We start from the raw sequence: 9,715 nt of genomic DNA on the forward strand, positions 1-9,715 counted from the left end.
TCTGCACCCGGGAGAGCGGCGCGGCCCTCCACTCCTCCCAGAACAAGCCGCTACGGCTGTAGATCGCCGCGTCGGTGGCCTCCCACCGGTGGATGGCCCAGCGCACCCGCGGCACCGCGACCAGCGCCACGGCGGTCGCGGCCGCCCACCCCGTCGCCACGAGCAGAATCCACGGGAACAGAACCAGGCCCAGGACCACCGCCACCACCAATGGTCCTGCCATCCACAGTGCGACCTGCGCCGTCCACCAGCGCCGGCACCGCGGGTCGACACGGTTGCGTGGTGGTCTGAGTCCGATCGGTGATGAGTTCACGGTGTCCAACATAGGGCCCTGTGGAACCCTGGCGGTCATGACACTTCTCCGGCGATACCGGGCAACCGGCGCAGACCTGCCCTTCGGCGATCCGCTCCGCGCACACGGGGTGGCCATGGAGGGATACTTCCTCCGCGTGACCGACCGCGAACGCGGCCGCGCCCTCATAGCGCTCATCGGGATCAACCGGGGGCCGGACGGGCACTGGGCGACGCTCGGCCTGGCGTCCGACGAGGTGCCTTCCCGGTCCGGGACGACCGGGTTCCCCCGGCCGGGGGTCGGCGCGACCTCGTCGTCGTCACCAAGCGAGTCGGCTACGCCCTCACCACGGTCGGGCACGTCGTCTTCTCTCCGCCTGGCCGCCGCGCCCGAGGGGTGGGCCGACCCCGACCGCCTGGGCGCCCGCTCCGGCGACCTGTTCGAGTACCGGCCGGACGGAGTCACCGTGGACATGGGCGAGGGGGCCCGCCTCCACGTGGAGGTCACCGACCCCGTTGAGTGGCCGCACCGCGCGGTCGGCGGGTCGAGCATCTTCCAGGCCGTTCCCGCCCTCAACCAGTACTGGCACCCGTGGCTGCTCGGCGGCCAGGCGAGGGGCTGGGCCGAACTCGACGGTCGGCGCTGGGAGTTCGACGGTGCCGACGTCTACGGGGAGAAGAACTGGGGCGCCGAGGGCTTTCCCGATTCCTGGTGGTGGGGGCAGGCGCAGGGCTTCTCCGAACCGGGCACCTGCGTGGCGTTCGCCGGCGGACAGATCCACTCGGGCCCGCTGCGCACCGAGGTCACGGCCCTGGTGGTACGACTTCCGGATGGTCGGGTGATCCGGCTGGGCAACCCCGTGGTCTCACCGGTCCGCGCCGACGTCGGTGACGACGTGTGGGCGCTCGAGGGCCGTGGCTATGGCTGGAGGATCCGCGTGACCGGGCGGGCGCCGCTGGGTCGGGCCCACGTGCTGCCTGTGCCGTTGCCGTCGGAGAAGCGGAACTCTGCCGGCGCGATCGAGCACCTGTCCGGAGAACTCGAGGTGGAGGTGAGCCGATTCGGGCGCCACGTCTGGAGCGATCACAGTCCGCAGGCCGCACTCGAGCACGGGGGGCTGGATCGTGCCGAGGCGGAGCTGCGGCGTCGCGGCGTTCCGGTGGGGGAGACGGGCGCCGCGCCGGAGTGACTGCGCGCTTGGGTGATCGAACGCCGAGTGACTGAGCGCCGGAATGCGTCAGATCTTGCGCAGGCGCAGACGCTGAATGGAGTGATCGGAGTTCTTCCGCAGTACCAGCGTCGCCCGCGGCCGGGTGGGCAGGATGTTCTCCACCAGGTTCGGCCGGTTGATCGAGGTCCAGATCTCGCGCGCCGCCAACCGGGCCGCCTGGTCGGACAGGTCGGCGTAGTGAGCGAAGTGTGAGCTGGGGTTGGAGAACGACGTGCTGCGCAGTTCGAGGAACCGCTCGACGTACCACTTCTCGATGTCCTCGATCCGCGCGTCCACGTAGAGCGAGAAGTCGAACAGGTCCGAGACCATCAGTCGCGGGCCCGTCTGCAGGACGTTCAGGCCCTCGACGATGAGGATGTCGGGGCGGCAGACCTCGATGGACTCGTCGGGGACGATGTCGTACTTGGTGTGCGAGTACACGGGCGCGCGGACGACCGGGGCACCGGATTTGACCTCGGTGACGAACCTCAGCAGCGCACGCCGGTCGTAGGACTCGGGGTAGCCCTTGCGGTGCATGAGTTGGCGCCGCTGGAGTTCGCGGTTGGGATACAGGAAGCCGTCGGTGGTGATCAGGTCCACTCGGGGGTGGGAGTCCCAGCGGGTCAGCAGCGCGCGCAGCACACGCGCGGAGGTCGACTTTCCCACCGCCACCGAGCCGGCCACCCCGATCACGAATGGCATGGGGGCGTCCACGGTCTCGCCGAGGAACAGGTTGGTGGACTGGAACAGGCGCTGACGGGCCGATACCTGAAGGTGGATGAGCCGGCTGAGCGGCAGGTAGATCTCCGCGATCTCGTCCAGGTCCAGGTGTTCGCCCAGACCGCGCAGTCCCTCGAGGTCCTGTTCGGTGAGCACCATCGGCATGGCTCGCCGCAGTCGACGCCAACTCCGGCGGTCGAACTCCACGTACGGCGAGTAGTCGCCGGCATGTCTGCTCACGATTGCTGATTGTGTCAGGTGCCCACGGGGGAGAGGCCTCCAGGTGCCCTGGCACTAGACTGACGACGACGAGACGAGCCGTGGCCCCAACACGATTCGTACGAAGTGAGAAGCCCACGCGCGAGGAGCAACGATGACCGACCCGAACACCGACGTGTTCACCGCTTCCCTGTCCGAGCTCGATCCGGAGGTCGCCGAGGCGATGGCCGGCGAGCTCGCACGACAGCGAGACACGCTCGAGATGATCGCGTCGGAGAACTTCGTGCCGCGATCGGTCCTGCAGGCACAGGGATCGGTGCTCACCAACAAGTACGCCGAGGGTTACCCGGGCCGGCGCTACTACGGCGGGTGTGAGCACGTCGACGTGGTGGAGAACCTGGCCCGGGACCGCGCCAAGGAGGTGTTCGGCGCCAAGTACGCCAACGTCCAGCCACACGCGGGCGCCCAGGCCAACGCCGCCGTGCTCATGGCGCTGGCGAAGCCGGGCTCCAAAATCATGGGTCTGTCCCTTGCGCACGGTGGTCACCTCACCCACGGCATGAAGCTCAACTTCTCCGGCCAGTTGTACGAGGTCGCCGCCTACGAGGTGGACCCCGAGACCATGCAGGTCAACATGGACACCGTCCGCGAGATGGCGTTGGCGGAGAAGCCGGACGTCATCATCGCCGGGTGGTCGGCGTACCCACGGACGCTGGACTTCGCGGCCTTCCGCGCCATCGCCGACGAGGTGGGGGCCAAGCTCTGGGTGGACATGGCTCACTTCGCCGGCCTGGTGGCCGCGGGACTGCACCCGAGCCCTGTTCCACACGCCGACGTCGTCTCCACCACGGTTCACAAGACCCTGGGCGGGCCGCGTTCGGGCATGATCCTCACCAACGACCTCGAGCTGTTCAAGAAGCTCAACTCGTCGGTGTTCCCGGGTCAGCAGGGCGGGCCGCTCATGCACGCGATCGCCGCCAAGGCCACCGCCATGAAGATCGCCGGCACCGAGCAGTTCCGCGAGCGTCAGCAGCGCACGATCGAGGGCGCCAAGATCCTCGCCGAGCGGCTCACCGCCCAGGACTGCAAGGACTCCGGGGTCTCGGTGCTCACCGGAGGGACCGACGTCCACCTGGTGCTGGTGGACCTCCGCGAGTCCGAGCTCGACGGCCAGCAGGCCGAGGACCTCCTCCACGAGGTCGGCATCACCGTCAACCGCAACGCCGTGCCGTTCGACCCGCGTCCGCCGATGGTCACCTCCGGTCTGCGCATCGGTACCCCGGCCCTGGCCACCCGTGGCTTCGAGGCCGAGGACTTCCGCGAGGTCGCGGACATCATCGGCACCGCCCTCGCCGCGGGCACGGCTGCCGACGTCACCGCCCTGCGTGAGCGTGTGTCCGCGCTGGCCGCGTCGAAGCCGCTGTACGAGGGCCTCGAGGACTGGACGATCCTGGGCTGAGACCCGGCCGGAAACGAAGAAACCCCCGCAGTGAGGCTGCGGGGGTTTCTGCTGTTCCGGGGGAGACGCGAGCTCCGGGTCAGTCCGTGAATCGGACCCGCGGGGTGCGACAGATGAGCAGGCGACGGACCTTGTCCTCCGCGGTGAGCTGAGCGCTGGCGTTGAAGCTCGCCTCGAAGTCGCCGCCCCGCCGCGTCTCGCCCAGACAGAGTTCGGTGTCGCCGACGCGGGCGCCGCTGAGGATGTGATGGGTGAGGACGCTCTTCTCACGCTGGGCGAGGTAGACCTCGAGCGCCGCCCGGTCGCCGTGGAACTCCGCTGCCGACTCGCCCTTGGAGAACTGGATGGAGAGTTGGAAGTCGGCGGTGATGTGGTCGAGGACCCTGTCGGGATCGTCTGAGTCCATGATCTCGAACCAGGCGTGCAGTAGCGGGGTGCTGGTGGTCATGTGATGCTCCGATGTCAGTCGTGGGTGGGGGAGGCCGGGTCAGTGGCGGCGAGGGTGGGGGAGGCGAGCCCGAGCTCCGGGTCAAACGCGACCTGGTAGCCGGTGATCAGCCCGTCGTCGTCGATCCGGGCGGACGCGAGGAAGTGGCCGGTGATCGTGAGGCCGTCCTCGACCACGGCGCCGTAGACGAACTCGAGCTCGCCGGTGCGGGTGGAGTGGGTGGGAACGTGGCGCCGGTCGACGGGGCCCCGCCCCTCCAGGTATCGACGGACTCCGTCACGGTCCGTACCGCGGACGGCGGAGCCGGGTAGGAGGATGGCGAAGGAGACGTCCGACGACAGCAGGGCGAGGCCGGCCTCGAGGTCTCCCGAGTCCACCCGGGAGTAGTACGTGACGAGGGTGGAGTCGGACAGGGTGGAGTCGGGTGCGGGGGAGTCGGGCACAGTCATGAATCGAACTTAGTTTAGTAGTGGCCCGGATCTCAAGAGCTTGCGTGATCCGCCTCACTATGTTGTCATGGTCTGAATTGAACTCAACTCAGGTTCAGTGGAGGAGAGGACATCCCGTGACCCAGCAGACACGGACCGCACGACCCGAGGCCGACCCGTCGATCATCCTGCCGACCCCGGAGCGCGACGAGCTGCGCACGGTCGTCGCCCAGTTCGTGGCCCGGCACGGCTCCCACGAGGCGGTCCGGCAGTCGACCGAGTCCGATACGGGCTACTCGGAGGCCCGGTGGCGCAAGCTCAACGAGGAACTGCAGGTCGCCGCACTCGCCGTGCCTGAGCACCTGGGAGGGCACGGCTTCGGGTTCGCCGACCTGGGCGTGGTTCTCGAGGAGACCGGGGCCGCCCTGTTGCCGGAACCCGTCCTGGTCAGTGCCGTGGTGGCCGGTCAGGCGCTGGTCCGGGCCGACGACCCGGACTCGGTGAGCGATCTCCTCGGAGCGGTCATGGAGGGAAGCCGGACGATCGGGGTGTCGCTCGACGGGCAGGTCACCTTGTCGGCGGACACCGTGGCGACGGGCGGAGCCGGTCCCGTCGTCAACGGGATCGTCGAGGGCGTCCTCTGGGGGCAGGCGGTCGATTCGCTGGTGGTGGTGGCGGCTTCCGGTGAGCAGACAATGCTCGTGGTGGTGGACCTCGCCGACGCGGAACGCCGGGACCGGGAGGTCGTCGATCTCACCCGGCGTCGCGCCGACCTGCATCTGGTGGACTCGCCCGCGCGGGTCCTCGTCGATGCCGCACGGGTCGTGGACGTCGTTCGCGAATTGAACCTCATCACGCGCGCGACGCTGGCCGCCGAGCACGCGGGAATCGCCGCTCGGCTGCTGGACGACACTGTCGCCTACGTCAGCCAGCGACATCAGTTCGGACGCTCGATCGGGTCGTTCCAGGCCATCAAACACCGCCTGGCGGACATGCTGGTCGATCGTGAGCGGGCCCGATCCGCTGCGATGTACGCCCTCGCCGTCCTCGACGAGGATGCCGCCTCCGATGTCGACCTGGCCGTGGCGGTCGCGTCGGCGGTCTGTGCGGACGCCGTCAGGAGGAGTGCCTACGAGGCGATCCAGTTGCACGGCGGGATCGGATTCACCTGGGAACACTCCGCCCACTTCTATCTGCGCCGCGCTCTCGGGGACGAGGGCGCGTTCGGGGGCGGCCGGGAGGCCCGGCGGTCGATCGCGGACCTCGTCGGGGTCTAGGGATGACCATGTCGGAACCCACGGCCGGGACCACGCCCGCGCCCCCCGGCGCCCACGAACTCATCACCACCACCCGCGCCGTGCGCCGCCGTCTCGATCTGGGGCGCGAGGTGGACTCGCGAGTGCTGGAGGAGTGCGTCTCCGATGCCCTCCAGGCGCCCCAGGGATCCAACCTCATGCGCACCGAGTTCGTCGTGGTGCGCGATCCCGACCGCATCGACCGACTCGGCCGGATCTACCGCGAGGAGTTCGACGGCTTCTACCGCGCCAGTGACGTGGGGTTGTTCAACCGGGTGGACTCCGACCCCCGGCACGCGGCCCAGAGCAGACGGACCAGGGACTCCGCGGAGCACCTCGCGGCCGTGATGTCCCGGGTGCCGGTGATCGTCATCCCCTGTCTGACCCCGCGGTTGGCCGAGGGGGATGTCCTCAACGCCAAGCACCGGCTCGCGACCGTGTATCCGACCGTGTGGAACTTCATGCTCGCGGCGCGACTGCGCGGACTGGGTACCTGTTGGACAGGGATGACCCTCGGTCGCGAGGACGAGGTCGCCGAGATCGTGGGGATCGATCCCACGCAGGTGGAGCAGGTCTGCATGATCCCGGTGGCCCACTACACCGGAACCACCTTCCGCCCCGCCTGGCGGCCACCGGCGGAGGAGTTCATCCACTGGGACCAGTGGTGAGCGCCGGGGCGGGCGCCCACCGATCGCAGGCGCGCCCGCTCCGGCTCGAGCGGGCGTTCCGGGCCCTGGAGGCGGTCCAGCTCACCAACGCGGTGGCCGTGTGGATCCATGTCGTCTCCGTCCAGTGGGTCCTCACCGAACGCGGTGAGTCCGCGTCGGTGATCTCGCTCGCGCCCGCGGCCATGGCGGTGCCTTTCCTGGTACTCGCGCTGCCGGTCGGGGTGGTCGCGGGGTACGCCTCGCGCAAGAAGATGATGGCGCTGGCCACCGTGGTGTCGGCGGCGTCCGCGGTGGCCGCGACGGCGCTGACGGTGACGGGAACCGACGATGCGCTTCCGATGATCCTCTCCGTCCTGCTCGTCGGCACCGCCCTGGTGGTGGTGGGCGTCTCATGGCAATCGCTCCTGCCGGAGACCGTGGACCGCCGGATGATCCCCACAGCGGCACTGGTCGACGGTGCGGTGTTCAACCTCGCCCGCTCGCTCGGCCCGCTCCTGGCGGGTCTCGGCCTCGGGCTCGCCGGCGCGGAGTGGGCGTTTGTGGTGGTCGCCGTCCTGTCCGTCGGATGTGCGCTCACGTTGTGGCGCATGGAGCGGAGGTCCCCTGACCGGACCGCCCCGCGGCGGGCGATCATGCCCGAGATCTCCGGGGCGGTGCGGTTCGTGGCCCACTCGGCGTGGACCACACGTCTGCTGTTCCAGCTCTTTCTCTTCGGGGTCCCGTCCAGTGCTCTCTGGGCGCTCATCTCGCTGGCCGTCCACGACCGTCTCGGGATGGGCGCGGACGGATTCGGGGCGCTCATGGCGCTGATCGGCGCCGGGGCCGTCGTGGCGGTCGTGGGTTTCGGCGGGTTGCGGAGGCGGTTGAGGGTCACGGTGTTCGCTGCGTGCGGCGCCGTCGTCTACGCCGCCGCCCTGGCGGTGCTGGCGGTCTCGACGTCGCCGGTCGTGGTCGCGATCGCCATGCTCTTCGCCGGCGCGGCCTGGGTGAGTGTGCAGAGTTCGTGGATGTCGATGGGGCACCAGTTCTTCCCGGACTGGATCCGGCCCAGGCTGATCGCGTTCATCCTGCTGACGGTCCAGGGGACCCAGGCGGCGGGATCGCTCCTGTGGGGGGTCGTGGCCGACGCCGCCGGACTGCAGGCCGCTCTCCTCGCGGCAGCCGGGTTGATGGTGATCAGCTGCGTATCGCTCCTGTTCGTCGGGCTGGGCGCCGAGAAGGGGATCGAACCGGTCCTCGTCTCCGAGCTCGGTGGGCCGGCGGGGCCGTCCGGTGAGACCACCGACCCGGGTATGTCTCTGGGCGACCCATCGGGACCGGTGGTGGTCCGCTACGAGTACCGGGTGCCGGAGGATCGCACGCAGGAATTCCTCACCGCGATGCGCGATCTGCGGCGTTCGCGGCTCCGATTGGGGGGTCGGCACTGGCGACTCGAGCACCCGACCGCAGAACCGGGACTGTTCGTCGAGACGTACCGGGTGAGGAGCGGAGAGGAGTTCGCTGAGCAGGAACACCGGCGCCTCACCGTCCCGGAGACCCGGCTGCGGCACCGGGTGGAGTCGCTGGTCGCCGGGGCGGTCGAGGGGCCGAGGGTGAGGAGAGGTCCCAAATAGGTGAACTGACTTCAGTTAAGATGCTATGGTGGTCCACATCGCAGCAGCCGAACCCCTCCGGGAGCCACGAATGCAGAACGCCGTCGATCTTCTCGTCATCGGTGCCGGCATGGCCGGCCTCACCGCTGCCGCCCGCGCCACCGACCGCGGAGCGCGCGTCGTGGTGGTGGAGAAAGCCGAGGAGATCGGCGGATCCGCGCGGTTCGCAGGATATGCCTGGACGGCGCCCACGCGGCAGATCATGGCGGAGATCAACCCCCATGGGGACGAGGCACTGCGCAACGCGGTCGTCGACGACTTCGCCGCCGGGCTCGACTGGATCCGCGGCCGGGGCGTCGACTGCGCGGACGGTGTCCCGGTCCTGCGGTACGGCGTCGGCCACGCGTTCGACACCAACCAGTACCTCGACGCCTGTGCCCGCGAGATCAGGGCCGCCGGGGGTGCGGTCCACACGGGCGCGAACGTCCAGGGCCTCCTTGCGGAGGACGGCGCGGTGGTCGGGGCCACCGTGCGGACCGGTGCCGACGGCGAGGTCCGCGAGATCAGAGCGCGACGAGTCCTCCTGGCCACCGGGGGGTTCCAGGCCGACGCGGAACTCGTGGAGCGACACCTGCACCCGCTCGCCTCGCGCCTCCCGCTCCGCTCCAACCCGCACAGCGACGGCGGGGGCCTGAGACTGGCGGAGTCCGTGGACGCCGCCATCGGCTTCGACGACGCGGGTTTCTACGGGCACCTCATCCCGTCGGGGTTGGGATTCCGGGACTCCGGCGACTTCGTGGGGATCTCCCTCTACTACTCCGAGCATGCGCTCCTGTTCAACCTCCGCGGAGAGCGCTTCGTCGACGAGACGCAGGGCGACCACCTCACCGCGATGGCTCTGATGGAGCAGCCCGAGGCCCGAGGCCTGCTGGTCGCCGACGAGCGGGTCTACCGCGACTGGATCTGTGGCTCGTACGTCGAGGGCGCGGTCGCGGTGGACAAGTACACCGAGGCGTCCAAGCGCGGGGGGCGGTGTGGAGTGGCCGAGACCCTGGAGGAGTTCGAGTACCTCCCCGAGGAGTGGGGTTATGACGGCGCCGTGATCGCCGAGGAGATCCGCCGGGTGAACGAGGCCGGGCAGAAGGTCCTGCCGCCCCGGGAGTACGACTTCGCGCCGCTCGACCGGGGGCCGTACTACATCATCGAGACCACCCCCGCGGTGACGTTCCCGTTCGTGGGGATCCGGATCGGCGCCGACTCCTCGGTCCTGCGCGCCGACGGCACGGTGATCCCGGGTCTGCTCGCCGCGGGATCGGACACCGGCGGGGTGTACCGCCGCGCGTACGCCGGCGGCCTGGCCACCGCGCTGGTGTTCGGGTTGCGG

The 9,715-nt window shown here is 69.7% G+C and carries 9 protein-coding genes and 1 pseudogene; 6 read left to right on the forward strand and 4 right to left on the reverse strand.

Features of this window, described 5'->3' with window-relative positions:
- Positions 1 to 223 (reverse strand): annotated as a pseudogene (locus G6027_RS04370) (PH domain-containing protein); the annotation flags it as partial.
- Positions 224 to 350: 127 nt separating this feature from the next.
- On the opposite strand from G6027_RS04370, the gene G6027_RS04375 reads away from it, so the two are divergent.
- Positions 351 to 1,481, forward strand: a complete 1,131-nt coding sequence (locus G6027_RS04375; RefSeq protein ID WP_182635733.1) for a tocopherol cyclase family protein — start codon at positions 351 to 353, stop codon at positions 1,479 to 1,481.
- 48 nt (positions 1,482 to 1,529) lie between these two features.
- On the opposite strand, the gene coaA is transcribed toward G6027_RS04375, so the two are convergent.
- The gene (gene coaA / locus G6027_RS04380; RefSeq protein ID WP_182635735.1) at positions 1,530 to 2,462 is read right to left on the reverse strand and encodes a type I pantothenate kinase; all 933 of its coding nucleotides are present in this window, start codon (positions 2,460 to 2,462) and stop codon (positions 1,530 to 1,532) included.
- 133 nt (positions 2,463 to 2,595) lie between these two features.
- Here coaA and glyA point away from each other — a divergent pair, with 133 nt between their 5' ends.
- Complete coding sequence (glyA, locus tag G6027_RS04385; RefSeq protein WP_182635737.1) at positions 2,596 to 3,900, forward strand: serine hydroxymethyltransferase; 1,305 nt, start codon at positions 2,596 to 2,598, stop codon at positions 3,898 to 3,900.
- A gap of 79 nt (positions 3,901 to 3,979) precedes the next feature.
- Here glyA and G6027_RS04390 read toward each other — a convergent pair whose 3' ends face one another.
- Both G6027_RS04390 and G6027_RS04395 read right to left on the reverse strand, forming a co-directional pair.
- Entirely contained in the window at positions 3,980 to 4,348 is a 369-nt protein-coding gene (locus tag G6027_RS04390; protein WP_182635739.1) for a hypothetical protein, read from the reverse strand.
- Between the two features lie 14 nt (positions 4,349 to 4,362).
- On the reverse strand, positions 4,363 to 4,797 hold the full coding sequence (locus G6027_RS04395) for a nuclear transport factor 2 family protein (protein ID WP_182635741.1): 435 nt from the start codon (positions 4,795 to 4,797) through the stop codon (positions 4,363 to 4,365).
- Positions 4,798 to 4,913: 116 nt separating this feature from the next.
- Between G6027_RS04395 and G6027_RS19305 the strand changes: the two genes are divergently transcribed.
- From G6027_RS19305 to G6027_RS04415, 4 genes are all read left to right on the forward strand, one after another.
- The gene (locus G6027_RS19305; protein ID WP_206682464.1) at positions 4,914 to 6,053 is read left to right on the forward strand and encodes an acyl-CoA dehydrogenase family protein; all 1,140 of its coding nucleotides are present in this window, start codon (positions 4,914 to 4,916) and stop codon (positions 6,051 to 6,053) included.
- 8 nt (positions 6,054 to 6,061) lie between these two features.
- Positions 6,062 to 6,739, forward strand: a complete 678-nt coding sequence (locus G6027_RS04405) for a nitroreductase family protein (RefSeq protein WP_182635742.1) — start codon at positions 6,062 to 6,064, stop codon at positions 6,737 to 6,739.
- A complete protein-coding gene (locus tag G6027_RS04410) occupies positions 6,736 to 8,352 on the forward strand; it encodes an MFS transporter (RefSeq protein WP_182635744.1) in 1,617 nt (538 codons plus the stop codon). The genes G6027_RS04405 and G6027_RS04410 overlap by 4 nt, the downstream gene beginning before the upstream one ends.
- Positions 8,353 to 8,422: 70 nt before the next feature.
- Positions 8,423 to 9,715, forward strand: a 1,293-nt coding sequence (locus G6027_RS04415; protein WP_182635746.1) for an FAD-dependent oxidoreductase, incomplete at its 3' end; no start/stop codon positions are given.

This window comes from Dietzia sp. SLG310A2-38A2 (genome assembly GCF_014145095.1).
Lineage (GTDB): Bacteria > Actinomycetota > Actinomycetes > Mycobacteriales > Mycobacteriaceae > Dietzia.

What these genes read in the sequence shown, in the direction of transcription:
- G6027_RS04375 (WP_182635733.1), top strand. Translation starts at nt 351, where the DNA reads ATGACACTTCTCCGGCGATACCGGGCAACCGGCGCAGACCTGCCCTTC.
- glyA (WP_182635737.1), top strand. Translation starts at nt 2,596, where the DNA reads ATGACCGACCCGAACACCGACGTGTTCACCGCTTCCCTGTCCGAGCTC.
- G6027_RS04390 (WP_182635739.1), bottom strand. Translation starts at nt 4,348, where the DNA reads ATGACCACCAGCACCCCGCTACTGCACGCCTGGTTCGAGATCATGGAC.
- G6027_RS04395 (WP_182635741.1), bottom strand. Translation starts at nt 4,797, where the DNA reads ATGACTGTGCCCGACTCCCCCGCACCCGACTCCACCCTGTCCGACTCC.
- G6027_RS04405 (WP_182635742.1), top strand. Translation starts at nt 6,062, where the DNA reads ATGTCGGAACCCACGGCCGGGACCACGCCCGCGCCCCCCGGCGCCCAC.